Annotated in this window: 20 protein-coding genes; 6 read left to right on the top strand and 14 right to left on the bottom strand. The window is 64.3% G+C overall.

Annotated elements, in window-relative coordinates; translation table 11 throughout:
* The first annotated feature begins 9 nt into the window (after positions 1 to 9).
* A complete protein-coding gene (locus FJW05_RS23650) occupies positions 10 to 2964 on the top strand; it encodes a bifunctional [glutamine synthetase] adenylyltransferase/[glutamine synthetase]-adenylyl-L-tyrosine phosphorylase (RefSeq protein WP_140636126.1) in 2955 nt (984 codons plus the stop codon).
* Positions 2965 to 2974: 10 nt separating this feature from the next.
* Here the strand turns inward: FJW05_RS23650 and FJW05_RS23645 are convergent, their stop codons facing one another.
* The 4 genes from FJW05_RS23645 to pepN all read right to left on the bottom strand — a co-directional run bounded on the left by FJW05_RS23645 (position 2975) and on the right by pepN (position 9015).
* On the bottom strand, positions 2975 to 3412 hold the full coding sequence (locus tag FJW05_RS23645) for a type II toxin-antitoxin system PemK/MazF family toxin (RefSeq protein WP_140636124.1): 438 nt from the start codon (positions 3410 to 3412) through the stop codon (positions 2975 to 2977).
* Complete coding sequence (locus FJW05_RS23640; RefSeq protein ID WP_140546510.1) at positions 3409 to 3669, bottom strand: type II toxin-antitoxin system prevent-host-death family antitoxin; 261 nt, start codon at positions 3667 to 3669, stop codon at positions 3409 to 3411. The genes FJW05_RS23645 and FJW05_RS23640 overlap by 4 nt, the downstream gene beginning before the upstream one ends.
* Before the next feature lie 80 nt (positions 3670 to 3749).
* The gene (locus FJW05_RS23635; RefSeq protein WP_140636122.1) at positions 3750 to 6071 is read right to left on the bottom strand and encodes a PAS domain-containing sensor histidine kinase; all 2322 of its coding nucleotides are present in this window, start codon (positions 6069 to 6071) and stop codon (positions 3750 to 3752) included.
* 298 nt (positions 6072 to 6369) lie between these two features.
* On the bottom strand, positions 6370 to 9015 hold the full coding sequence (gene pepN / locus FJW05_RS23630) for an aminopeptidase N (protein WP_140636121.1): 2646 nt from the start codon (positions 9013 to 9015) through the stop codon (positions 6370 to 6372).
* A 210-nt stretch (positions 9016 to 9225) separates the two neighbouring features.
* Between pepN and FJW05_RS23625 the strand changes: the two genes are divergently transcribed.
* A complete protein-coding gene (locus tag FJW05_RS23625) occupies positions 9226 to 10173 on the top strand; it encodes a DMT family transporter (RefSeq protein WP_140636119.1) in 948 nt (315 codons plus the stop codon).
* A gap of 97 nt (positions 10174 to 10270) precedes the next feature.
* Here FJW05_RS23625 and FJW05_RS23620 read toward each other — a convergent pair whose 3' ends face one another.
* From FJW05_RS23620 to FJW05_RS23610, 3 genes are all read right to left on the bottom strand, one after another.
* On the bottom strand, positions 10271 to 11080 hold the full coding sequence (locus tag FJW05_RS23620) for a helix-turn-helix transcriptional regulator (RefSeq protein ID WP_140636117.1): 810 nt from the start codon (positions 11078 to 11080) through the stop codon (positions 10271 to 10273).
* Between the two features lie 228 nt (positions 11081 to 11308).
* Entirely contained in the window at positions 11309 to 12235 is a 927-nt protein-coding gene (locus FJW05_RS23615; RefSeq protein ID WP_140636115.1) for a uracil-DNA glycosylase, read from the bottom strand.
* A gap of 46 nt (positions 12236 to 12281) precedes the next feature.
* Complete coding sequence (locus FJW05_RS23610; RefSeq protein WP_140636113.1) at positions 12282 to 12938, bottom strand: hypothetical protein; 657 nt, start codon at positions 12936 to 12938, stop codon at positions 12282 to 12284.
* Positions 12939 to 13189: 251 nt separating this feature from the next.
* Between FJW05_RS23610 and FJW05_RS23605 the strand changes: the two genes are divergently transcribed.
* Positions 13190 to 14869 carry an electron transfer flavoprotein-ubiquinone oxidoreductase gene (locus FJW05_RS23605; RefSeq protein WP_140636111.1) on the top strand — a complete coding sequence of 560 codons (1680 nt, stop codon included), beginning with the start codon at positions 13190 to 13192 and terminating at the stop codon, positions 14867 to 14869.
* Positions 14870 to 15003: 134 nt separating this feature from the next.
* Positions 15004 to 15597 (top strand): DUF922 domain-containing protein, encoded by a 594-nt coding sequence (locus FJW05_RS23600; protein ID WP_140636109.1) that lies wholly within the window; start codon positions 15004 to 15006, stop codon positions 15595 to 15597.
* A 506-nt stretch (positions 15598 to 16103) separates the two neighbouring features.
* On the opposite strand, the gene FJW05_RS23590 is transcribed toward FJW05_RS23600, so the two are convergent.
* The 6 genes from FJW05_RS23590 to FJW05_RS23570 form a co-directional block, all read right to left on the bottom strand.
* Entirely contained in the window at positions 16104 to 17114 is a 1011-nt protein-coding gene (locus tag FJW05_RS23590) for an endonuclease/exonuclease/phosphatase family protein (RefSeq protein WP_140636231.1), read from the bottom strand.
* A gap of 128 nt (positions 17115 to 17242) precedes the next feature.
* The gene (locus FJW05_RS23585) at positions 17243 to 18700 is read right to left on the bottom strand and encodes an AMP nucleosidase (RefSeq protein WP_246673617.1); all 1458 of its coding nucleotides are present in this window, start codon (positions 18698 to 18700) and stop codon (positions 17243 to 17245) included.
* A gap of 174 nt (positions 18701 to 18874) precedes the next feature.
* Positions 18875 to 19069 carry a hypothetical protein gene (locus tag FJW05_RS23580; protein WP_095766908.1) on the bottom strand — a complete coding sequence of 65 codons (195 nt, stop codon included), beginning with the start codon at positions 19067 to 19069 and terminating at the stop codon, positions 18875 to 18877.
* Between the two features lie 66 nt (positions 19070 to 19135).
* Positions 19136 to 19270 (bottom strand): hypothetical protein, encoded by a 135-nt coding sequence (locus FJW05_RS27950; protein WP_281405785.1) that lies wholly within the window; start codon positions 19268 to 19270, stop codon positions 19136 to 19138.
* Positions 19271 to 19612: 342 nt separating this feature from the next.
* Positions 19613 to 19954, bottom strand: coding sequence for a DUF2147 domain-containing protein (locus tag FJW05_RS23575; protein ID WP_140636104.1), 342 nt, complete (start codon positions 19952 to 19954; stop codon positions 19613 to 19615).
* Between the two features lie 68 nt (positions 19955 to 20022).
* A complete protein-coding gene (locus tag FJW05_RS23570) occupies positions 20023 to 20211 on the bottom strand; it encodes a hypothetical protein (RefSeq protein ID WP_140636102.1) in 189 nt (62 codons plus the stop codon).
* Positions 20212 to 20389: 178 nt separating this feature from the next.
* Between FJW05_RS23570 and FJW05_RS23565 the strand changes: the two genes are divergently transcribed.
* Both FJW05_RS23565 and FJW05_RS23560 read left to right on the top strand, forming a co-directional pair.
* Complete coding sequence (locus tag FJW05_RS23565) at positions 20390 to 20656, top strand: sel1 repeat family protein (protein ID WP_027164869.1); 267 nt, start codon at positions 20390 to 20392, stop codon at positions 20654 to 20656.
* A gap of 366 nt (positions 20657 to 21022) precedes the next feature.
* Positions 21023 to 22144 carry an ABC transporter substrate-binding protein gene (locus FJW05_RS23560; protein ID WP_095766910.1) on the top strand — a complete coding sequence of 374 codons (1122 nt, stop codon included), beginning with the start codon at positions 21023 to 21025 and terminating at the stop codon, positions 22142 to 22144.
* 302 nt (positions 22145 to 22446) lie between these two features.
* Here FJW05_RS23560 and FJW05_RS23550 read toward each other — a convergent pair whose 3' ends face one another.
* A complete protein-coding gene (locus FJW05_RS23550) occupies positions 22447 to 24411 on the bottom strand; it encodes an acetyl/propionyl/methylcrotonyl-CoA carboxylase subunit alpha (RefSeq protein WP_140636099.1) in 1965 nt (654 codons plus the stop codon).
* Positions 24412 to 24481: the final 70 nt, after the last annotated feature.

Raw genomic sequence — 24481 nt, 5'->3', positions numbered from 1 at the left:
CGCGGACAAATGGCGAAGAAGAAAATCGAATCCGAGTTCCGGCTTAGCCCGACAGTGGCGCTCCGCCCCCTCGATGCGGAGCATGCCCGGCGTGAACTGTCGGAAATCGCCGATGCCGCCGAGGAAGAGGGGCTTTCGCGCCTCGCTGCGTTCCTGGCGGGCGAGGGGCCACTGCAGGAGCTGCTGGCGGCCGTCTTCGACCTCTCGCCCTTCCTGCGCGATGTGGCGCGCCGCCGGCCGGCCGTTCTCGACACGCTGTTCGACCGGACGATCGAAGCGCGGCTCGGCGCCGTCGGCGAAGCGATAGGCGGCGCGGCCAGGGTTGATGACGCTTCGGAATCGAGCCTGATGATGGCGCTGCGGCAATGGAAGACCGAAGCGCATTTCCTGATCGCGCTGGCCGACCTTTCAGGCGAAGCGGAGACCGCGGTGACGGTGCGCCGTCTCAGCGATCTCGCGGATGCCTGCACATGCGCCGCCGTCGATTTCCTGCTGCTCGATGCGAACCGGCAAGGCAAGCTCAAGCTGCCGGATCGGGCCGAACCGGCGAAGGATTCGGGCTGGATCCTGCTCGGCATGGGCAAGCTCGGCGCGCATGAGCTGAATTTTTCCTCCGACATCGATCTTGTCGTCTTCTTCGATCCGGAGGCGCCGGCCGTTATCGATCCGCTCGACGCGACCGAGCTGTTCTCGCGCCTCACCCGCCGGCTCGTGCGCATCCTGCAGGACCGCACCGAGCACGGCTATGTGTTTCGCACCGATCTGAGGCTCCGCCCCGATCCGGGCTCGACGCCGCTGGCGATCCCCGTCGAGGCGGCACTTCGCTATTACGAGGCGCGCGGCCAGAACTGGGAACGCGCGGCCATGATCAAGGCGCGGCCGGTTGCCGGCGACCTCGCCGCGGGCGCGGCCTTCCTCAAGGAATTGCAGCCCTATGTCTGGCGCAAATACATGGACTACGCGGCGATTGCCGACGTCCATTCGATCAAGCGCCAGATCCATGCCCACAAGGGCCATGGCGAGATCGCGGTGAAAGGCCACAACGTCAAGCTCGGCCGCGGCGGTATCCGCGAGATCGAGTTCTTCGTCCAGACGCAGCAACTCATCGCCGGCGGCCGCTTCCCGGAGCTACGCGGCCGCGAGACCGTGCCGATGCTCGCAGCGCTCGCCGCGCGCGGCTGGATCACCGTCGACGCGCGCGACGCGCTCACCCGGCAATACTGGTTCCTGCGCAGAGTCGAGCACGCCATCCAGATGGTGGCGGACGAGCAGACGCATATCCTGCCTGAGGAAGACGAGGAGCTGAAACGCATCGCGCTGATGCTGGGCTTTGCCGGCGAGGCGGAATTCACGCAGGCCTTCCGCGCCTCGCTACAGCAGGTCGAGCGTCATTATGCGGCGCTGTTCGAAACCGCGCCCGAGCTTTCGGCCGGCGTCGGCAATCTGGTCTTCACCGGCGATGTCGACGATCCCGACACGCTGCAGACGCTCGATCGCTTGGGCTTCCAGCGGCCGAGCGACATCTGCCGCGTCATCCGCGGCTGGCATTTCGGCCGCTACCGCGTCACCCAGTCGGCGGAGGCGCGCGAGAGGCTGACCGAACTGACGCCGGCGCTGCTGAAGGCCTTCGGCCAGACGCGGCGCGCCGACGAGGCGCTGATGCGCTTCGACGAGTTCCTCGCCGGCCTGCCGGCCGGTATCCAGCTTTTCTCGCTGCTGCAGTCGAACCCGGCGCTGCTCAAACTGATGGCGACCATCATGGGGGCCGCGCCCCGGCTTGCGGCGATCATCACGCGTCGCCCGCATGTCTTTGATGGCCTGCTCGATCCGGCATTGCTCACCGAACTGCCGGATCGCGCCTATCTCTCGGCCCGGCTTGCCGCCTTTATCGAAGGCGACCGCGCCTATGAGGATGTGCTCGACCGGCTGCGCATCTTCGCCTCCGAGCAGAAATTCCTGATCGGCGTTCGCCTGCTTGCCGGCTCGATCGATCCCGCGCGGGCGGGGCGCGCCTTCTCGGATCTCGCCGATCTCACCATCGAAGCGGCGCTTCAAGCGGTGATCGCCGAATTCGCGCTGCGCCATGGCAGCATCGCCGGCGGCAGGGTTGCCCTGCTCGGCATGGGCAAGCTCGGCAGCCGAGAGCTGACCGCCGGCTCGGATGTCGATCTCATCCTGCTCTACGACCATTCAGATGCCGAGGACTCCGACGGCGAGAAGCCGCTGGCGCCTTCGCATTACTATACCCGCATGACGCAGCGCCTGATTGCGGCCGTCTCGGCGCCGACGGCCGAAGGCGTGCTTTACGAGCTGGACCTGCGCCTGCGTCCATCAGGCAACAAGGGGCCGGTCGCCACCCATATCGACGCGTTCAAGAAATATCAGCGCCAGGATGCCTGGACCTGGGAACACTTGGCGCTGGCAAGGGCCCGCGCCATCGGCGGCGACGCCGAACTCTGCGCCGAGCTCGACATGGAAGTGGCGGTGGTACTGGCGCAGCCGCGCGATGCCGCCAAGGTCAAAGCCGAGGCCTCGGAGATGCGGGCGCTGATCGAGAAGGAGAAGGCGCCGCGCGATCTCTGGGACATCAAGCTGATCCCGGGCGGGCTTATCGATCTTGAATTCATCGCCCAGGTCGCGGTCATTACCGGCGCGATCGAACCTGGCCGCCGGGTCACGGCAACTGCCGACATTTTGGCCCGGCTTTCTCCGGACTTCGCCGCAGCCGATATGCGTGAAGAGCTTGGCGAGGCCTATCGGCTCTTTCTGGCGCTGACCCAGATGATCAGGCTTTGCCTAACCGGCGAATTCCAGCGCGACGATGTCCCGCCAGGGCTTTCGGATTTGTTGCTGGCGGTCACCGACCTGCCGGATTTCGCTGTGCTGGAGGCACATCTCAAGGAGACGTCGCGGAAGGTCAGGCAGGACTTCGACCATCTTCTGCGGGGTACAGGAGGGTCCTGAGATCGCGGGGCTAATCGGTGCGTTGCACGCTGCGGAGCTTGCGGCGCGCATGTGCCTGCAGAAGCCGATCGCGCAGATGAGCGTAGAAGCGTGGCGGCAGCATGCCATAGTGGAAGCGGGAGGGACTGCTTCCGGGAATTGGTCTAAGATCGGGGCCCGGCCAAAGGAAATCGTTGGTTTCACTCACCACGACCCATGACGGCATATCGTCGAGCCCAAGGTAAGCCTTGAGAGGCGCAGGCATTTCGACGGCATCGGCAGGATCGGCCGGAAGGGAATGCGTGATCGGAACCACAGTCACGACTTCGCGCCCTTCCACAATCCGGCGTGCGGCGACAATCGCACACGGGCGGTTCTTCCGACCCTCTTCGACGCCTTGCCTGTGCTCGTCCAACCACAGGTAGGAATAGCAGATCACCAGGCCTGGAACAGGCTTGGGCAGGCTCACGGCACCCAGTCTTTGAGCATCTGGTTCAGTTCGTCATGCAGGGGCGGGACCGCGCTTTCGGCGATGGCTTTCAGCGTCTCGTCGTCAAGTTCTTCGACGGGGCGGGCGACCCGCCCCTTGACCAGCACTTCGAACATCGCCGCCGAAAGAAGCACTGTGTGAGTCCGGCCGTTTTTCGTTATCGCGACCGGCGCCCGCTGAGCGGCATCCTGGAAGCGGCCCACATTCTGCTGGAACTCAGTCGATGTCACGCGCATTGAAAAATCACCTCTTATCCAAAATAGATAAAATGGATAACTTTTTCAAGTTTGCTTCAGCCACTGCCGGTCGTTTCTGATCAGGCCGCAACCCTCACCGCCGCCGGCGCCTTCTTCAGGGGAATGCGCACCGACACGATGGTGCCGACGCCTTCGGTCGAGCGGATCTTTAGCGCGCCGCCCTGCAATTCGGCCAGCGAGCGCGAGATGGCGAGCCCGAGGCCCGAGCCTGTGTGGTTCTTGGAGAACTGGTTCTGCACCTGCTCGAACGGCCGGCCGAGCTTGCTCAGCGCTTGCTTGGGGATGCCGCAGCCATTGTCCTCGATGGTGAGCAGCAGCGCGCCCGACGTGTTGCGCGCCCGGACCGTGATCTTGCCGCCCTGTCCGGTGAACTTCACCGCGTTGGAGAGCAGGTTGATGGCGATCTGCTTGATCGCGCGGCGGTCGGCATAGAGCCGCATCGTATCGGCGATGCGCGTCTCGACATTGATCGACTTTTCCGCCGCCTGCAGCGAGATCACCCGCACCGTTTCCTTGATCAGCGGGCAGAGGTCGATCTCCTCGTGGTCGAGTGAGAACTGGCCCGCTTCGATCTTCGACATATCGAGGATGTCGTTGATGACGCCGAGCAGGTATTTGCCGCTGCCGTTGATGTCGGTCGCGTATTCCTCATAGCGCTCCGAGCCGAGCGGTCCGAACAGGCCCTGCTGCATCAGCTCGGAGAAGCCGATGATGGCGTTGAGCGGCGTGCGCAATTCATGCGACATGTTGGCGAGGAATTCCGACTTGGCGCGATTGGCCGCCTCGGCGCGCTCGGTTTCCTTCATGTATTTGCGGTTGAGCTCGACCAGTTCGCTGGCGCGTTCCTCCTCGGCGCGCCGCGCGAGGCTGAGATCGTGGATCGTCGCCATCAGCCGGCGCTCGCTGTCGACCAGCTTTTCCTGATGCAGCTTGATCTGGGTGATGTCGGAGCCGACCGAGACGACGCCGCCGTCGCGGGTCCTGAGCTCGTTGACCTGCAGCCAGCGGCCGTCGGCAAGCTGGCGCTCGAGCGTGATGCCGCCATGCGGCCCGTTGGCATTGGCCAACCTGCGCTCCGAGGCGAAGGCCAGCATGCGCTGCTCCAGCATATCGCGGGTCGCGCCCGGTACCACGTCGCGATCCGACAGCCCGTTGTCCTTCTGGAACTTCGAATTGCACATGATCAACCGTTCGGCGGCATCCCACAGCACGAAGGATTCGTTGATGTTCTCGATCGCTGTCCTGAGCCGCATGTCGGCCGCTTCCGAACGCAGCGCCAGGTGCCGCTGCTCGGTGACGTCGACGGCGATGCCGATCAGCTGGATCTCCGGCGCCTCCGGGTCGATCACCTGGGCGCGGGCTCGCATCCACACCCATTGTCCGTCGGCGTGGCGCATGCGGAAGACCTGGTCGATATGGTCGATCTCGCGTTCGATGATGCGGTTGGCGAGCTCGAACAGGTCGCCGTCTTCCGGGTGGATGATCTCGTCGACCTCGCCGAAGGAGAGCATCGTATCGCAGGGCTCGTAGCCCAGCATGTCGTACATCGAGCGCGACCAGTACATCTTGCCGCGCACCATGTCCCAGTCCCACAAGCCGCAGCGGCCGCGCACCAGCGCCATGTCGATGCGCTGATGCGCTTCGAGATAGATGCGGTCCGCCGCCTGGGCGCGCGCCGCCTGGCCGAAATAGGCGTAGAGGATGACGATCAGCACGCCCGCCGTCAGCACGAACAGCGTGACGTTGAGCGACATCGACTTGCGCCAGCTGTCGAACACCGCTTCCTGCGGCACCAGCACGGCGGCCGCGTGTTTGCGGTCGCCGCCGAGGCTGACGGCGGCAAACCAGTCCTGTCCTGAGATGCTGACATCCATCACGCCGGCACGGTCGCCGAACATGAACAGCGGCTGGCCACCCAGTACGAGGCTGTCGAGTGTGCGGCCCTGCCAGCCCGTGGACAGCGGCGAGACGGCGATGACCTTGAAGTCGGCGTCGGTGATGGCAAGCACATGGGCGCGGCTCATGGCGCCCTGGTGGCTGATGTTCTCCAGGAGACTTGTGGCATTGACGCCGGCCACGCTGGAGTCCGCGGTGATCGCCTGCGCCATCTGGCCGGCGGCCAGCGCCAGCACCGCCTTGGCGTCGCGCTCGATCTCGTCATGCTCGTTCATCAGCGACAGGAAGCGCAATGCCGCGATGACGATGAGGAAAACGACGATCAGCGCCGGGATCGACCGGCGCAGCAGCGGCTCGGCGGCCAAGAGCCGCTGATAAGTGGGTTCGGCGATCAGGCGCGCATTGCCGGCAAGTCCGTCGCTCCTTGCCTTGCGACGCGCAAAAGCCTTCCCTCCGGGCGCGCCCCACGCGTCCGCCTTGGCCATAAATGGCACTCCCCGATTTGCCGCATACTTGGATGATCCGGCTACGCCGCACGCCCCGAATCGCCATTAAAGAATCAAAGCCGATTCGCCTTGTCCAGAGGCGCGGGCGAAAAAGATTAAAAGTTGATTGAAATTCGTCTTTTTCCCTTCTCCCCTTGTGGGAGAAGGTGGATCGGCGCGATGCGCCGAGACGGATGAGGGGTGTTCCAGCGGAGTGAGACGCTGGTTTTCCCTGGAGCACCCCTCATCCGTCGCCTTCGGCGACACCTTCTCGCACAAGGGGAGAAGGCAAAAGGCGCTACGCCAGCGTTCGCTCCACAATATCCCGCAGATCCGCCGACAGGTTCTCAACCTTCGCCATGTCGAGCAGCGCCTGCCTGGCCTTGGCCTGACGTCCAGGCTCCAGCGAGCGCCAGGAGCGTAGCGCCGTGGCCAGCCGCGCCGCCACTTGCGGGTTGCGCTTCTCCACTTCCAGCACCGTCTCGGCGAAGAAACGGTAACCTTCGCCGTCGGGGCGGTGGAAGCCGGTCTGGTTGGCGCTGGAGAAGGTGCCGATCAGCGAACGCACCCGGTTCGGGTTGGCGATCGAGAAAGCCGGATGTTGCATCAGCTCGCGCACCTTCTCGACAGTCCTTGCGCCGGGCACGCCGGCCTGGATCTGGAACCATTTGTCGAGCACCAGCGCGTCGCCGCGATAGCGGGTCTCGAAGGCGGCCAGCGCTTCTTCAGCCTCGGCCGTGCCTGGATGGCGATGCGCCAGCACGGCGAGCGCCGCGGCGCGGTCGGTCATATTGGTGGCGGCGGTGAAGTGCCGCGCGGCGAGGCCCGCGCCGCCCGGCAGCAGCGAAAGATAGTCGAGCAGGGTGTTGCGCAGGGCCCGGCGTCCGGCGCTCGCCGCGTCCGGACTGAACGGCCCGTTGTCGGCAAGCCGGTCATGGAGCGCCGCGAAGGTCTCGCTGTTTGCCTCGGCGATCGCCCGCGCCAGCGCCTCGCGCGCGGCGAAGATGGCGTCTGGATCGATGCCCTTGCCGATGTCGCGGGCGATGTCGGCTTCGCCGGGCAGCGACAGCGCCAGTGCCCGGTAGGCCGGCTCCAGCGCCTCGTCGCCGGCGATCCTGCCGGCAAGCTCGGCGAGCCGTGCCGCGAAGGCCGGCTCCCTGCCGCCGAGGATCTGGCGGAAGGCGACGATCAGCGCATCGGTCAGCAGCGTGTTGAACGCCTGCCAGCGCGCGAAGGCGTCGCTGTCATGCGCCGCAAGGAAGAACTGGTCGTCGGCCTTCTGCTGCACGGAAAGCGTGATCGGCGCCGAGAAGCCGCGATTGAGCGACACCGAAGGCCGTTGCGAAATACCCGAGAAGCGCACCGTGTGCCGGCGCTTGCGGATATGGATGACACCGTCATCCACCGTTGCGCCCTCGACGGCCGTCCAGGTGACGGGCTTGCCGTTGGCGCCGACCAGCCCGAAGGCTAAAGGGATATGCATCAGCCGCTTGCGGCTTTCCGACGGCGTCGGCGGCACCGACTGCTCGATCTCCAGGGTGAACTCCTTCGCCGCCGCATTGTGCGTGGAACTCACCGTCAGGTTCGGGGTGCCGGCCTGGTGATACCAGAGCGCGAATTGCGCGAGGTCTCTGCCGGAGACGTCCTCGAACACCTTGAGGAAATCCTCGATGGTCGCCGCCTCGCCGTCGTGCCGCTCGAAATAGAGGTCCATGCCGGCACGGAAGGTCTCCGCGCCGAGGATGGTGCGGATCATGCGCACCACTTCCGAGCCCTTCTCGTAGACGGTCGCCGTGTAGAAGTTGTTGATCTCGCGGTAGCGGCGCGGCCTGACCGGATGCGCGAGCGGCCCCTGGTCTTCCGGGAACTGGTGCGCGCGCAGCGTGCGCACTTCGGCGATGCGCTTCACCGCCCGCGAGCGCTGGTCGGCCGAGAATTCGTGGTCGCGGTAAACCGTCAGCCCTTCCTTCAGGCAAAGCTGGAACCAGTCGCGGCAAGTGATTCTATTGCCTGTCCAATTGTGGAAATACTCATGCGCGATGATCGCCTCGATATTGGCGAAGTCGGCATCAGTCGCGGTCTCCTCGTCGGCCAGCACATATTTGTCGTTGAAGACGTTGAGCCCCTTGTTCTCCATGGCGCCCATGTTGAAGTCGGAGACGGCGACGATGTTGAAGACGTCGAGGTCGTATTCGCGGCCGAAGGCTTCCTCGTCCCATTTCATCGAGCGTTTCAGCGCGTCCATCGCGTAGCCGGCAAGCCGTTCCTTGCCGGGCTCGACATAGACGCCGAGCTCGACCTCGCGGCCGGACATGGTGGTGAAGCTGCCAGCCACCTTGCCGAGCGCGCCCGCCACCAGCGCAAAAAGGTAGGAGGGTTTGGGGTAGGGGTCGTGCCAGACCGCATAATGGCGTCCGTCGGCGAGCGCGCCGCGTTCGACGGGATTGCCGTTTGAAAGCAAGAGCGGCGCCTCGTTGTGCGGCGCTTCGATGCGCACGGTGTAGACCGACAGGATATCGGGACGGTCGAGAAAATAGGTGATGCGGCGAAAGCCCTCGGCCTCGCATTGCGTGCAATAGACGTTGCTGGAGCGGTAGAGGCCCATCAGCGCCTCGTTGCGCGAAGGCGCGATCTCCGTCTCCAGGCGGAGCTCGAAGCGCTGCGCCGCCGGCGGCTTCAGGATCGTCAGCCGGTCCGGCGTCGCCTCATACTCGCCGGCTGCGAGCACATGACCATCGATGTCGACGCCGAGCAGCGTCAGCCCGTCGCCGTCGAGCACCAGCGGCGCCGAGGCGGCGACGCCCTCGCGTCGCTCGATGGTGAGCAGCGCGGTCACATGGGTCGCGTCCGGCGACAGGCGGAAGTCGAGGCTGGTCCTCGGGATGAGATAGTCGCAGGGGCGATAGTCCTCGAGCTTGAAGACATGGCCGGTATCTGTGCGCATTCGTTGAGCTTTTCCTGTCGAGGCGGCCAGCCGGCCTGGCTGGTCCAAGAATTTTGAGGGTGCGCGCTCTTTACACGAAACGGCCACTCGACAAAACTGCGGCATAATTTGTGTTTCGCAATTCCGGACGGAAAACCGTTACACACTTTTCCTGGAATTGCTCTTGGCCTATTTCGCGGCTTCGTTTCCCGACCATCCTTACGAGGCAAGATGACCGTCGATCATGCCGTCGGCCACAACACGCTGCGCGGCATCACGCTGAAGATCGTCTCGGTGACGGTCTTCGTTGGCATGCAGACCTGCATCAAGGCGGCCGGCGACGTGCCCGCCGGACAGATCGTCTTCTTCCGCTCCTTTTTCGCCATTTTCCCGATCATCGCTTTCCTGGCCTTCAAGGGTGAGCTCGCCACCGCGTTCACGACCAGGCGGCCGTTCAACCATATCGCGCGTGGCGTCGTCGGCGTCGGCGCCATGGGGCTCGGCTTCTTCGCGCTGACCAGGCTGCCGCTGCCGGAGGCTATCACGCTAAACTACGCCCAGCCGCTGCTGGTCGTGGTGTTCTCCTCGGCCTTCCTCGGCGAGACGATCCGCGTCTACCGCTGGAGCGCGGTTGCGGTCGGTCTTGCCGGCGTGCTGATCATCTCCTGGCCCGAGCTGACGCTGCTCAATTCCGGTGAAGGCCTCGACGACCAGGAGCTGCTGGGCGTCATGGCCGCGCTGATCGCCGCCGCGATTTCGGCGGTCGCCATGCTTCTGGTGCGCAATCTCGTGCAGACGGAGAAGACCGCGACCATCGTGCTGTGGTTCTCCTCGACGGCTTCGGTGTTGTCGCTCTTCACGCTGCCCTTCGGCTGGCAGGCCCTGACGCCGATGCAGGCCGCGCTCCTCGTCGTCGCGGGCTTCTGCGGCGGACTCGGCCAGATCCTGATGACGGCGGCCTACCGCCACGCCGAAGCCTCGGTCGTGGCGCCGTTCGAATACACCTCGATGATCCTCGGCGTCGTCGTCGGCTATTTCGTCTTCGGCGACGTCACCTCGCTCAACACGCTAATCGGCGGCGTGATCGTGGTCGCCGCCGGCATTTTCATCATCTGGCGCGAGCGGCAGCTCGGCCTGGAGCGCACGCGCACCAGGACGGTCACGCCGCCGCAGGGGTGAACTGTCCCAAAGAGTAGCTTCGAAGCCGAGTTCCGTCACACTCCTCTCTGGCAGGCAGGACAGAGGGGGTGCTGTCCCTCGGCCTTTCCAATTTGAGCTATTGAGAGTTTCGCTCCTTCGCCAGCCGCACCAGCACCGCCCGGGTCTGCTCATCCGCAGGGAAGAAGGATTCGATCGCCAGCTCCGAGAGCGTGACGTCGAGCGGCGTGCCGAAGACGGTGATCGTGCTGATGAAGGACAGCACCTGATCGCCATGCGCGAGCCGTAGCGGATGGACGATGCCGCTCGGCTCGGCCGGTGCGGGCCGGCTGCTCCTCAGGCCCGACGGATAGGTGCGCAATTCGCGCTCCAGCTCAATCAGCACCGGGTCGCCGGTGGCGTCGTTCTGGTGCTTCAGCCGCTCCAGAAGATGTGCGCGCCACTCCGCCAGATTGACGATGCGCGGCGCCACGCCGCCCGGGTGCAGGCTGAGCCTTAGCACATTGACCGGCGGCGAGAGCAGGGACGGCTCGGAAATATCGGCAAGGAACGGGGCAATCGCGCCATTGGCGCAAACGAGGTTCCAGTGCCGGTCCACCGCCAGTGCCGGAAAAGGCTCGTGGCCCTTGAGCACGGTCTCGACGGCGGCAAGCGCCGGCGCCAGCGTCGCATCGGTCAGCGGCTTTTCGCTGAAGTTCGGCGCGAAGCCGGCGGCAAGCAACAGTTGATTGCGCTGGCGCAGCGGGATCGACAGCTGCTCGGCCAGATGCAGAACCATGTCGCGCGAAGGCTGGGCCCGACCGCTTTCGACGAAGGAGAGATGCCGCTGCGAGATATCGGCCTCCATGGCGAGGTCGAGCTGGCTCATGCGCCGCCGCGTGCGCCATTCGCGGATCAAGCTGCCGGCGGAAGGATCGGATGCGGTCATGGGAGAGGAGTAGGGCGGCGAGGGGCGCAGTTCAATTACCTTGGAGGTTATTGGTGGAGGCGCCGGTGCCGGCCAATCTCCCCCCTTGCGGGGGAGATGTCCGGCAGGACAGAGGGGGGCGCTGTCCCGCCGACATGTCGATCTTGCGGCGCTCCGCGAATTTCAAAGGCAGGCGATCCTTCGCGCCCCCCTCTGCCTTGCCAGGCATCTCCCCCACGAGGGGGGAGATTAGCCAATCGCCTTCAACCGCGCCTTCACCTCGAGAAAATCCCGCCAGGCCAGCTTCTTATGCGCCGGTGTCCTGAGCAGATAAGCCGGATGCAGCGTCGGCATTGCCGGAATGGCGATCCCGGACGCGGTCGTGTGCACGCGCCAGTTGCCGCGCAGGCGCAGGATGCCCTCGCTCGTGTTGAGCAGCGTCTTGGCCGATGGACCGCCGAGATTGATCAGCACCTTGGGATTGACCAGCTCGATCTGCCTTTCGATGAAGGGCCGGCAGATTTCGGTCTCGTGCGGCGTCGGCGTGCGGTTGCCCGGAGGCCGCCACGGAATGACGTTGGCGATATAGGCCGAGTTGCGGTTGAGGCCGATCGCGGCGAGCATGCGGTCGAGCAGCCGGCCGGAGCGGCCGACAAAGGGCAGGCCTTCAAGATCCTCGTCTCTGCCCGGCGCCTCGCCGACCAGCATCAGCTCGGCTTTCGGATTGCCGTCCGCGAAGACGAGATTCTTGGCAGTGAATTTGAGATTGCAGCCGTCGAAGCCGGCCATGTGCTGGCGCAATTCCTCGAGCGTCGAGGCGTTTGCGGCCAGTTGCCGGGCAAGCAGCGCCTGCGCCTCGTCGGGAACGGTGGCGGCCGGCATCCGCGCCGGAGCGTCGGGAATATTGCGCGCGTCGAGGCCGGATGATGGCGTTGCCGGCACGGGCGCCTGGGGCCGCTCCGGGACCTGCCCGGATGCCGGGCGGCTCTCGGGTCTTGGGTCGCGAGGCGGCGCGGCTGGCGCCCGCTCGGCAGGCCTGCGTTCGGCCGACTTCGCCGCCGCTTCGGCAAATCGGTTGACCGGCGCATCTTCAAGCGCCTCGTCGACGCCGGCGCTGGCATAGAAGGCGAGCAGTTCGGCGATCTCGGCAAGTGTGCTGGGGGAGGCGGCAGTCATGGCACCACCATTGTCCGCGCGGCGCCGATTTGCAACCGGGATCAGGTCAGCCCGTCGGTATGCGCGGGTCCTGCACGATATAAAACGTCCAACGCGGCGTATAGTCGGTGACCAGGAAATCGAAGGTCGCCGTCTTCAGCGGGTCGACCTTGCCGTTTTTGAACAGCAGCTGGTCGTAAGGTTCGAACTTACGCTCGAAATCGGCGAAATTGCTCGACCAGATGTTGTCGGGCGTCTTGTTGCGCTGGTCGAAGGACAGGCCGTCGCCGAACACGCTCGGCTGATCGAGGATCTCCTGCAGCTCGAACTGGAACTCCACCCAGGGCAGCGCGCTGTTGTTGAGCACGTCGATGCGCATATACATCACGCCGTTGGCGACCTCGCCTGCCCTGCCGAAGGGCTCGATCGGCTTGGTCGCGCGGATCGTCAGCGTTACCGGCGTTGCCGTGTTGAGCTCCTCCTTGATGATCAGCGGGTCTTCCTTGGTGCCGATGCCCGAAGCGCCGGTGATGCGGAAGCCGCCCAGCTCGTCGGAGAAGGAATAGGCGCCGGTCGCCCAGACCTTCACTGGATCGGCCCAGACTGGCGTGGTCAAAAAGGCCGGCAGGGTCAAAAAGAGGAGCGGAAGAACCGCGCGCCAGGCCATGCCTGGCGTGAAGAGTAAGCGCTTCGAGGGAAAGCCGGCTGGCTCTGGACTGCGCATGGTGCAAAGTATTGCCGATAACCAAGCCGTCGAACAATTAAAAACATGCGGATGCGGCCTGGCCTTCCATCCAATTGGCGTTGGCCTATGCTTGGCCATGGCCTGCGCGGCGGCCGTTTCGTAGGGAAAACCGCGACTTTTTGTCGAAATCGCTGTTGTCACGTCAGCGCCGGTTTCGCGTCGCGAATTGATGCGCTATGCAGCGCATGAGCCAGCACAATGCGAGAACATGGCGAGCCAGTGAGGGACCGATGAGCGAAATCGAACGCGAGAGCATGGAATTCGACGTGGTGATCGTCGGCGCTGGTCCCGCCGGCCTTGCCGCCGCGATCCGTCTGAAGCAGCTCAACCCGGACCTTTCCGTCGTCGTCCTGGAGAAGGGCGGCGAGGTTGGCGCCCATATCCTCTCCGGCGCCGTCGTCGACCCGATCGGCATCGACCGGCTGCTGCCCGGCTGGCGCGAGGAGGAGGGCCATCCGTTCAAGACGCCGGTGACGGAGGACCATTTCCTGGTGCTCGGCCCCGCCGGCTCCTTCCGCCTGCCGAACTTCCTGATGCCGCCGCTGATGAACAACCACGGCAATTACATCGTCTCGCTGGGCAATGTCTGCCGCTGGCTCGCGACCAAGGCCGAGGCGCTGGGCGTCGAGATCTATCCGGGTTTTGCCGCGGCAAGCCTCGTCTACAACGAGGCCGGCGCCGTCACCGGCGTCATCACCGGCGACATGGGCGTCGAGAAGGACGGCACGCATGGCCCGGCCTATGCGCCCGGCATGGCGCTGATGGGCAAATATCTGCTGATCGGCGAAGGCGCGCGGGGCTCCTTGGCCAAGCAGCTCATCGCCAAATACAAGCTTTCGGAAGGCCGCGAGCCCGGCAAATATGGCATCGGCCTCAAGGAACTCTGGCAGGTCAAGCCCGAGAACCACAAGCCGGGTCTCGTGCAGCATTCCTTCGGCTGGCCGCTCGACATGAAGACCGGCGGCGGCTCGTTCCTCTACCATCTCGAGGACAACCAGGTTGCAGTCGGCTTCGTCGTCCACCTGAACTACAAGAACCCGTATCTGTCGCCCTTCGAGGAATTCCAGCGCTTCAAGACCCATCCGGCGATCGCCGGCACCTTCGAGGGGGCCAAGCGCATCGGCTACGGCGCACGCGCCATTACCGAGGGCGGTTGGCAGTCGGTGCCGAAGCTTTCCTTCCCCGGCGGCGTGCTGATGGGTTGCGCGGCAGGCTTCGTCAACGTGCCGCGCATCAAGGGCTCGCACAATGCGGTGCTCTCCGGCATGCTGGCGGCCGAGCATGTGGCCGGGGCGATTGCCGGCGGCCGCGCCAATGACGAGCTCGCTTCCTATGAGGAAGCCTGGCGCGGCACCGACATCGGCAAGGACCTGAAGAAGGTGCGCAACGTCAAGCCGCTGTGGTCGCGCTTCGGCACCATTGTCGGCGTCGGCATCGGCGGTCTCGACATGTGGCTGAACACGCTGTTCGGCTTCTCGCCTTTCGGTACGCTGAAGCACGGCAAGGCCGACTATGCGACGCTCGAGCCCGCCGCCCAGCACCGGAAGATCGCCTATCCGAAGCCGGATGGCGTGCTGACCTTCGACCGGCTGTCCTCGGTGTTCCTGTCGAACACCAACCATGAGGAAAACGAGCCGGTGCACCTGATCGTCGGCGACATGGCGCTGCAGCAGCGTTCCGAGCACGACGTCTTCGCCGGTCCCTCGACCCGCTACTGCCCGGCCGGTGTTTATGAGTGGGTGGACAAGGACGGCAACGCCGCAGCTGACCCGTCGGCCAAGGATGTGCGCTTCGTCATCAACGCGCAGAACTGCGTGCACTGCAAGACCTGCGACATCAAGGATCCGAACCGGAACATCAACTGGGTGCCGCCACAAGGCGGCGAAGGCCCGGTTTACCAGGGCATGTGATCCGCTCCGACCGGGCCGTCTCGACCGCCGCTCCAACAGGCCGGCGAAGGTCGGGTAGCCGCGCCTTATCGGCAGAGACCGTTGAAGCCGGGCGCCGAGTATGGTCTGCTTGGCCTTCAAACGAGGAGGCGGACATGCGGCGCATCAGCCTGGCGATTTTAGCCGCTGCCGGCGTGCTTTCTTGCGCGACTGCCTCCGCCGGCACCAAGCTGACCGTGCATGTGCGCAGTTACGACGTCGCCGGCAGGACCGGGGCTGAACTGATCGAGGCGATGGATGGCCTCGGGCCGCGGCACGGTCATGCCACGCGCGCCATTGCCGAGACCGGCTATACCGTGCATTGGAATCTCGACGTGAAACGGGACAATGGCATCTGCCGGCTGCGTCAGGCCACCGGCACCATCGACCTGACCTACACCTTTCCGCGCCGCACGTCTCCGTCCGGTCCGGTCCTGCGCAAGCGCTGGGAGCGCTTCATGGCCGGCGTGCGCCAGCATGAACATACCCATGGCCGCATCGCAAAGCAGATGATGCGGGCAATCGAGACGGCGCTCGCCGGGCTCGAGCGGCAGGACAACTGGTTCTGCACCGGTCTTCGCTGGGACGCCAGGCGTCGCATCGACACGATCTATACCGACTACGAGGCCAGGCAGAATGCCTTCGACGCGCGCGAGCACCGCGACGGCGGCCATGTCGAAAAACTGGTCAATGCGTTGATCAAGAAATAAGCCCAGAAGCGACTTCTAAACTATCTACTTGGCCGGACGCGCAACTGCAGACGTCCAGTGTATTGGGCTTCTCGGCCTTCAGGTCCGGTCGGCACCCGAAGCATCCCCCAAGGTCGCAATGTAGTGTATTCGGCTGCCGCTCGCGTAGACGGTGAAGCTTTTGTTGCCCCGTCTGTCATTCTTCACTGTAAGCGAGGTCGTGTAGCGCGGTGCGTTTCGTGGCAATGTCGCGGCAGGTGGCAGGTGACTTAAAACTAGCCGCGAGAGAAGCACAGCTAGCTGGCCTTCGGGCAGCGACTTTTCTGGGATGGAGTCTTCCCATTCGTCGGGCGCTCCATGGCGTACAATCTTCCAAACCCGCGCCATATCACCGGCCAATGATTTTGCGGCAAGGATACACAAGTTCGGCTCGTGATGCGACAGGCGGTTGATGCTGGCTATCACCCGGTCAAATCTCGAACTGAGACACTGCACAGGCCGACCGACTTGGAACCTGTCGAGGTAGTCTAGCCACGTGTCCCGGTTGACGAGGTATTCGCCGCCAGCGCCGACTTGTGGTCGTCGTCAGGCGCGTTGCCGTCGGACCGCAGCGTGAATTCGACCAGCACCGGCAGATGGTCGGAGCCGGTGTCCTCCATTCGGGCCGACGAAAGGATCGTCACCCCGCCCTTGCTGAACACCTGGTCGATCGGCAGGCCCGCATAGCGGCGCAGGAAGTCGGGCAGCGTGCGGTGGATCCAAGTCGGACCGATCGAAGGCATTAGCGTCATGCCGCTGAGCCGCGCCACCCGCCGCGCCGCCACACTCCACGGCACGGCATTGCAGTCGCCGGCCATGATGGCGGTTTCTCCGAGCGCGGCCAGCGATTGCGCCAGTTCGCCAATCTGCCAGTATTGCTCCTGCGGCCACGGCCAGCTGAGATGGATCGCGGCGACATCGACCGGAATGCCGCCGAAATCGATCGTGGCGGTGGCCATCGCGCCGCGCGGCTCGCAACCTGGCGCGGTGCCGGCGGCGAAGGGACGGCGCGAGAGCAGCGCGACGCCGAATATGCCGTTGGGATAGTCGCACAGGATGCGATAGGGGTAGGCGCCGGCAATATAGCCGAGCTCCTTCGCCCACATGCCGGACACTTCGTCGAGCGTGATGACGTCCGGATTGGTCCTGCCGATCAGCGACAGCACTTTCTTCGGCGTCGGGTTGTTGAAGCGCAGGTTCATCTGCAACAGGCTGTAGGTGATCCGGTCGGCCGGCTTTGCGACCGCCTGCTGCGCCGACAATCTGGGAAGCGCGCCCGTCGTCGTAGCGAAGCAGGCGATGGCGAAGACCAGAACGGCGACGGCCTGCAGCCGGTAGGGACCGGCAAGCAGCAACAGCGCAAGCAAGGCCGTCAGCAGGCTCAGATGCATGCGGAAATGCGAGAAGGAATCGAAGGCCGGATGCAGCGCGCCGAAGAACCCGGCCAAGAGCGCAGCCGAGCATGCCATCATCGCCAGGACTATCAGCTGAGCTATCATGCTCAAGCGCGCGCCGCCCGTTGTCATTTTCTCCGAAGCCCAGTCTTCCGTTCGGACCGGTTATCGGCCAAATTGCGGCCCAAGCAAGACGACCGATTGCCTCGCCGGTCGCTGGCAGGCGTGCGGCTCTATTGGAACGCGGTTTCGGAAAAGCTTCTGAGCTTGCGCGAATGCAGCCGCTCCATCGGCATTTCGGCCAGCTTCTCCATCGCCTTGATGCCGATGGTGAGATGCTGCGCCACCTGCCGCTTGTAGAACTCGGTCGCCATGCCGGGCAGCTTCAGTTCGCCATGCAGCGGCTTGTCGGAAACGCACAGCAGCGTCCCGTAAGGCACGCGGAAGCGGAAGCCGTTGGCGGCGATGGTGGCCGATTCCATATCGAGCGCGATGGCCCGGGACTGCGACAGGCGCTGCACCGGTCCGCGCTGGTCGCGCAGCTCCCAGTTGCGGTTGTCGATGGTGGCGACGGTGCCGGTGCGCATGATGCGCTTGAGGTCGTAGCCCGACAGTCCCGTCACTTCGGCGACCGCCTCCTGCAGCGCCACCTGGATTTCGGCCAGCGGCGGGATCGGCACCCAGACCGGCAGGTCGTCATCGAGCACATGGTCCTCGCGCACATAGGCATGCGCCAGCACATAGTCGCCCAGCGCCTGCGTGTTGCGCAGCCCGGCGCAGTGGCCAAGCATCACCCAGGCATGCGGCCTCAGCACCGCTATATGGTCGGTGATGGTCTTGGCGTTGGACGGGCCGACGCCGATATTGACCATGGTGATGCCGCCATGGCCCGGCTTCTTCAGGTGGTAGGCCGGCATCTGGGGCAGGCGGTGCGGCGGCGTTCCTTCCGGGACCGTCTCCCCGTTCCTGGTCACGACATTGCCGGGTTCGACGAACTCGACATAGCCGCTGTCGCCATTGGCCATCAACTCGCGGGCGCGCGCGACGAATTCGTCGATGTAGAACTGGTAATTGGTGAACAGCACGAAGTTCTGGAAATGCTGCGGGCTGGTCGCCGTGTAATGCGTCATGCGGTGGAGCGAATAATCAATGCGCTGCGCGGTGAACGGCGCCAGCGGCCGCGGCTCGCCGAACGCCACCTCGAAGGTGCCGTTGGCGATCTGGTCGTCGGTGCCGTCGAGATCGGGCACGTCGAACAGGTCGCGGATCGGCCGCTTGATGCGCTCGGCGGCGGCGCCGTCGACATAGGTGCCTTCCAGGAAGGCGAAATGCAGCGGGATGGGTGTCGTCGATTCCGAGACCGTCACCGTCACGCCGTGATTGCGCATGATGAGCCGAAGCTGCTCGATGAGATAGTTCTCGAACAGTTGCGGCTGCGTGATCGTGGTGGCGAAATGGCCGGGCGTCGGCATATGGCCATAGGCCTGGCGCGAGTCGACCTGGCTGAACGAGGTCGTGGTGACGCCGATCTGCGGATAGAAGGCCCGGTAGCGCTTGCTTTCATCTCCGCCCGCGGCAAGGGCTGAGAAAGAATCGCGCAGGAATTTGGTGTTGCGGTCGTAGAGCGCCTGCAGCGCCGCGACGGCCTTTCTGGCGTCGTGGAAGTCCTGCTTGCCGAAGGGCTCCGGCATGACGACCGAGTCGATGGCTTGGGGGTAGATTCGCTTTTCCATGGCTCAATATAGAGACTCAGGAGAGCGCTTGGGAGGGGTGAGCGGACAGGAACCGCTACCCAGCTGGAGATTTTTTGTTATCGCTCCGATTCAAGGTGTGACGAGATTCAGGTCACCTGAATATCGTCACATCTACCCGCGCTGCAGGCTGATCAGCAGCACGAAGCCTACGCTGGTGTTCTTGTGCGGCGGCGCCTCGATCCTATGGCTTGTATCGGCCCGCATCATCGGCACCGCCAGCACCGGGGCTGCCAGCAGCATCAGGATAAGCATCGCCCGCGGCAGCAGCCGGAGGATCTTCGTTGCATTGTCGGCGATGCGGTTCATTTTGGTGGTATCCCGATTTCCAGCTTGGTCGATTCTAAGCTTTGTCGTTTCAGAGCTCGATTTGGTTCACGAGGCCGACAATGCGGGCACCGGCCGTTCCCACGAGCGAACGGGGTGGCCGGCCTCCGCCACGAGGATGGCGAAGAGCATGCCGAACAGGCTCATCAGCAGGCAAACGATGGTGAAGCGACGGGCAAGCATTTCTCTCTCCTTCAATGCGGGAGAAAATGCCTGACGGCCTCTGAACCGGTTCTGAGACCGGTATTCATCTGCGGTTCAAATTGATTGACGAGGGTCTTGCACGCGTGCCGGTGCCACAGCGCGGCGGAGCGCTGTCGCTCCAAAAAACGGGCCGTGTAGAGCAATTCCAGGAAAAGTGTGGGCGGTTTTCCGTCTGGATTGCGTCAAACAAAGACGCAATTCCAGGAAAAGTGTGAGCGATTTTCCGTCCGGAATTGCGTCAAACAAGGAAATCGGGCGTTTCACCGTTTCGCAAAACGGTGAAACGCCCTTGGCCGTCTCGTATGGTCTGGAGTTTGGCGCTCAGAGCTTGTGCCACGTCTGGCTTTTGCAGATCAGGCCGCCGAACACGCAGCCGCTCATCTTGAGCGCGGTGCCCGAGAGCGTCGCCTTGCCGGAATAGGTCTTGTCGTTTGCCGGGTCGGTGATGCTGCCGGCATATTTGTTGTCGCCGGCCGCCTTCAGCGAGCCGATCGTCTTGCCGGCGTATTTGCCGGTCTTGAGCGTGATCGAGAAAGAACCGCTCCCGCCGATCGCCGCGGTGTCGCCGGCCTGCGTCTTCCAGTTGCCTTCGATCGGGTCGGCGCATGCGGCGCCCGCCATGATCAAGGTGGCCGCCAGGGCCAGAGTCAGCTTTCGAGACATCTTGTCCACCTCCCTATGGGGTTGCGGCGGCTCCAGTCCGCCTTCCTGCCCCTTACGCAAAGGTAAAGCTAATCCAGCCGCCGCCAAAACGAAAGCGGTGCCGCGACGGAAGGTTGCAAGGATTTTCGCCGCGCGGTCGATTGAAAATAAACGCGACCGAAAAACGCTTCGGTTTCCGTGGTTAGCGAAGTCTTGATTCCGCCACCGGCAATTTTCATCGAATTTGACGCAAAATGGCTGAAACGCTGGATTCCCATGCTTAACGGTTTTCCGCGTTTACCTCTTGTTTTAGCTTTGTTTTCCTCAAATTAAGCAAGCCATTTAACGACGGATTCAAGGCCAGCCGTCATCCTCGAAAGCATCGAAAGAGCGGCTCGCCCCGAGGGATACCAAGGGAAAAGGAGGCAGCTCTCGGGAGCCAGACAGGGGATTGAAATGGCACGCTTTGAAATGCTTGAGGACGGCTTCGGCGCCATGGGGGCAACTGCCCAGGCCGACATTCTTTTCGAGCTGGGCATGATGTATGCGACCGGTCGCGATTGCGAGACCGATGTCGTTGCCGCCCACAAATGGTTCAACATCGCCGCGATCAAGGGCTCGGCCCGCGCCGCCGAGCTGCGCTCGGAACTGTCGGCCACCATGTCGAAAGTCGAGATCGCCACGGCGCTGCGCGAAGCCCGCGAATGGATGACGATGCACTGATCCTCAGCGCGCAGCGCTCAGCTCATTGGGACAAGGCCGCGGAAAGACGGCCGGTCAAGAAGAACGAGAACGTGGCGGGTTGAGACAACCGAAGCCACGCGAAAAAACAGGGAAGCGAGCGGGTTTCAGGCGCGGGGGCGTCTGGGGAGCTCGACTGCAAAAGCCGCGACCGACCGAAACAAGGTCGGCGCGGCTTTTTGCATTACGCCTGGCAATCAGGCGCGTGGCCCAAGAAATCCTCGTCGGAATGAACCAAAACCGGCCTCACTGTCCTCTCGACAGTTTCGGCGAAGGGTGAAATTGTCCCGGCTCTGTGGAAGAAGCGCGGCCGGATCGGCACGCGCAAGTGGAGGAGTTCTTATAGTCATGAAAAAATTGGGTATTTTGAGCGCGGCCGCTTTTGGCCTGATGATGAGCGCCCCGGTTGCCTTTGCCGACGACATCACCATTTCGGTGGTCGGCCCCATGACCGGCCAGCTCGCCACCATCGGTGACCAGTTCAAGCAGGGCGCGCAGGCCGCCGCCGACGCGATCAATGCGGCTGGCGGCGTCAACGGCTCCCAGATCAAGCTCGACATCGAGGACGACCAGTGCGATCCGAAGCAGGCGGTCTCGGTCGCCAACCGCATCGTCGCCAACGGCGTCAAGTTCGTCGATGGCCATGCCTGCTCTGGCTCCAGCATTCCGGCCTCGGCCGTCTATGCCGAAGCCGGCACGCTGATGATGAGCCCCGCCTCATCCAACCCCGTGCTGACCGACGCCGCCGCCAAGGCCGGCTGGCCGACCATCATGCGCCTCTATACGCGTGACGACGCTCAGGGCGCCTTCATCGGCCCGTGGATCGCCAAGAAATACGCCGGCAAGAACGTCGTCGTCCTGCACGACAAGAGCGCCTACGGCCAGGGCGTCGCCGACGCCGTGAAGGCGACGATGAATGCCGGCGGTCTCAAGGAAGTCGACTACGAAGGCATCAATGCCGGCGAGAAGGATTATTCGGCCCTCGTCACCAAGCTGAAGGAACTGAAGGCCGACGTCGTCTATTTCGGCGGCTATCACCCCGAGGCGGGTCTGATCCTGCGCCAGGCGGCCGAGCAGAACGTCAAGTTCCAGCTGATCATGCCGGACTCGATCGCTTCGCCGGAATTCTGGCAGGTTGCCGGCCCGGCCGGTGAAGGCACCATGTTCGTCTTCCCGTCGGACCCGCAGGCCAAGCCCGAAGCGAAGGACGCGGTCGCCAAGATCAAGGCCGGCGGCTTCACGCCCGAAGGCTTCACGCTGTTCTCCTATGCGGTGATCCAGGCTGTGGCCGAAGGCGTCAAGCGCGCGGGCACCGACGATCCGGCCAAGGTCGCCGAGGCGCTCAAGGACGGCAAGCCGATCAGCACCGTGGTCGGCGACGTCATCTTCGACGAGAAGGGCGATCTGAAGAACGCCAGCTACGACATCAACCAATGGCACGACGGCAAATACGCGCCGATCAAGCCGTAATCGGTTCTGCAAGAATCAAGGGAATGGCCGGGACGAGCCCGGCCATTTCCGTTTGTGCTGCGGTATTGACGTGCAGGGGAGGCTGGCGCTCTACGGCGCCCCCCTCTGTCCTGCCGGACATCTCCCCCACTTGATCCCACTTGGGGGAGATCGGATGCCGCTGTCGCTTTCGCCAATCGCCAACGCCGCAGGACTGAGCGCCATCGGCGAAGCTGCCAATCTCCCCCCTTGTGGGGGAGATGCCCGGCAGGGGCGCTGTCCCACCATATTTTGCTCGTTAATGAGACAATCGAACAGCCGCTTCAGCCCTGCCCATCCTCCGCAAACCGCACCAGCACCGTGCCGTCGCTGACCTGCGCGCCCTCGGCCGCAATCTCGGCGATCACGCCGTCATGCGGGGCGGCGATCATGTGCTCCATCTTCATCGCTTCGAGGATCAGAAGCGGCTGGCCCTTGATCACGGCATCGCCCGCTGCGGCGCGCACCAGCTTGACCAGCCCCGGCATCGGCGCGCGCAGGCTGCTTGAGGCGGCTCCCGCCTCGTCGGCCTTGGCGAGCGGATCGGGGACCGTGAACGTATAGCCGACCGCGCCCTCGAAGACGGTGACATGGCCGGGCCAGCGGGCCGCATGCGGCATGGTCCTCAAATCATGCGTGTTCACCGCATTATGCGGTGCCTCCAGCGCCACCTGGAAGCGGCCGTCCGAGCGTGCCGAAACCCGCGCCAGGATGTTCTCCTCGCCATAGCGCAAGCGGGTGCGGCGCGAGAGCGGGTGGAAATGGGCATAGCTGGAAAGCGTGGACCAGGGATCGGCGGCGGAAGCGGGCACGCCGGTATCCGTCGCCGCCAGCGCCGCGGCTGCGATCGTCTCGGCGCTCGGCAGGGGAATGGCGGTGAGCGCCGCCTGGTGCCGGCCGATCAGCCCGGTATCGAGATCGCCGGCAGCGAAATCGGCGTCGGCGGCGAGCGCCGCCAGGAAGGCGGTGTTCACGGTCGAGCCGGCCACTTCGGTCAGCGCCAGCATCTCGCGCAGCGTGCCGAGCGCCGAAGCCCGATCCTTGCCGTGCGCTACCAGCTTCGCGATCATCGGATCATAGAAGGGAGAGATCGCATCGCCGGCGCGCACGCCGGTCTCGATGCGTATCGCGGCACCTTCCGGCGCCGCGTCGGGGAATTTGAGATGATGCAGCGTGCCGGTCGCCGGCAGGAACCCTCTCGCTGCGTCCTCGGCATAGAGGCGGGCCTCGAAAGCATGGCCGGACAAAGCGATCTCATTCTGCATCTTCGGCAGCGTTTCGCCGGACGCGACGCGAAGCTGCCATTCGACGAGATCGACGCCGGTGACCATCTCGGTGACGGGATGCTCGACCTGCAGTCGGGTGTTCATCTCCATGAACCAGAAGCGGTCGGCCTTGAGCCCCTGAGAGGCGTCGACGATGAACTCGATTGTGCCGGCGCCCGAATAATTGATCGCCTTGGCAGCCTTCACGGCCGCCTCCGTCATCGCCTTGCGCAGCGCCGGCGTCATGCCGGGGGCGGGCGCTTCCTCGATCACCTTCTGGTGGCGGCGCTGCGCCGAGCAATCGCGTTCGAAAAGATGCACGGCGTTGCCGAAATTGTCGCCGAACACCTGCACTTCGATGTGACGCGGCTTGTCGACATATTTTTCCACCAGCACGCGATCGTCGCCGAACGCCGCCTTTGCCTCGCGACGCGCGCTGGAAAGCGCCTCCGAAAAATCGTCGGGGTGGTCGACGCGCCGCATGCCCTTGCCGCCGCCGCCGGCGCGCGCCTTGATCAGAACGGGATAGCCGATCTCGCGCGCCTTGGACGCAAGCAGCACGATTTCCTGCGCTTCGCCGTGATAACCCGGCACCACCGGCACGCCGGCCTTTTCCATCAGCCGCTTGGCGGCGTCCTTCAATCCCATGGCGCGGATCGAGGCGGCGGAAGGGCCGATGAAGACAAGGCCTGCCGCCGTCGCGTGGTCGACGAAATCGGGGTTTTCCGACAGGAAGCCGTAGCCGGGATGGATGGCCTCGACGCCGGTGGCGAGCGCGGCCGCCACGATCCTGTCGCCGCGCAGATAACTCTCGCCGACGGGCGAGGGGCCGATATGCACGGCTTCGTCGGCCATCTCGACATGGAGCGCGCGGGCATCCGCGTCCGAATAGACGGCGACGGTGCGCACACCGAGCCTGCGGGCGGTTCGGATGACGCGACAGGCGATCTCGCCGCGATTGGCAATCAGGATCTTGCCGAACATGGAGCCTCCGCGAGTAGAGCTTGCTTCGCGTTGAGGAGGCATTCCTTCGCGCCCCCCTCTGTCCTGCCGG

Origin of the sequence: Mesorhizobium sp. B2-9-1 (assembly GCF_006439455.1) — a bacterium.
GTDB lineage: Bacteria > Pseudomonadota > Alphaproteobacteria > Rhizobiales > Rhizobiaceae > Mesorhizobium.
Note: the sequence above shows the minus strand (reverse complement) of the source record. Positions and strands in the feature narration are given on the sequence as shown.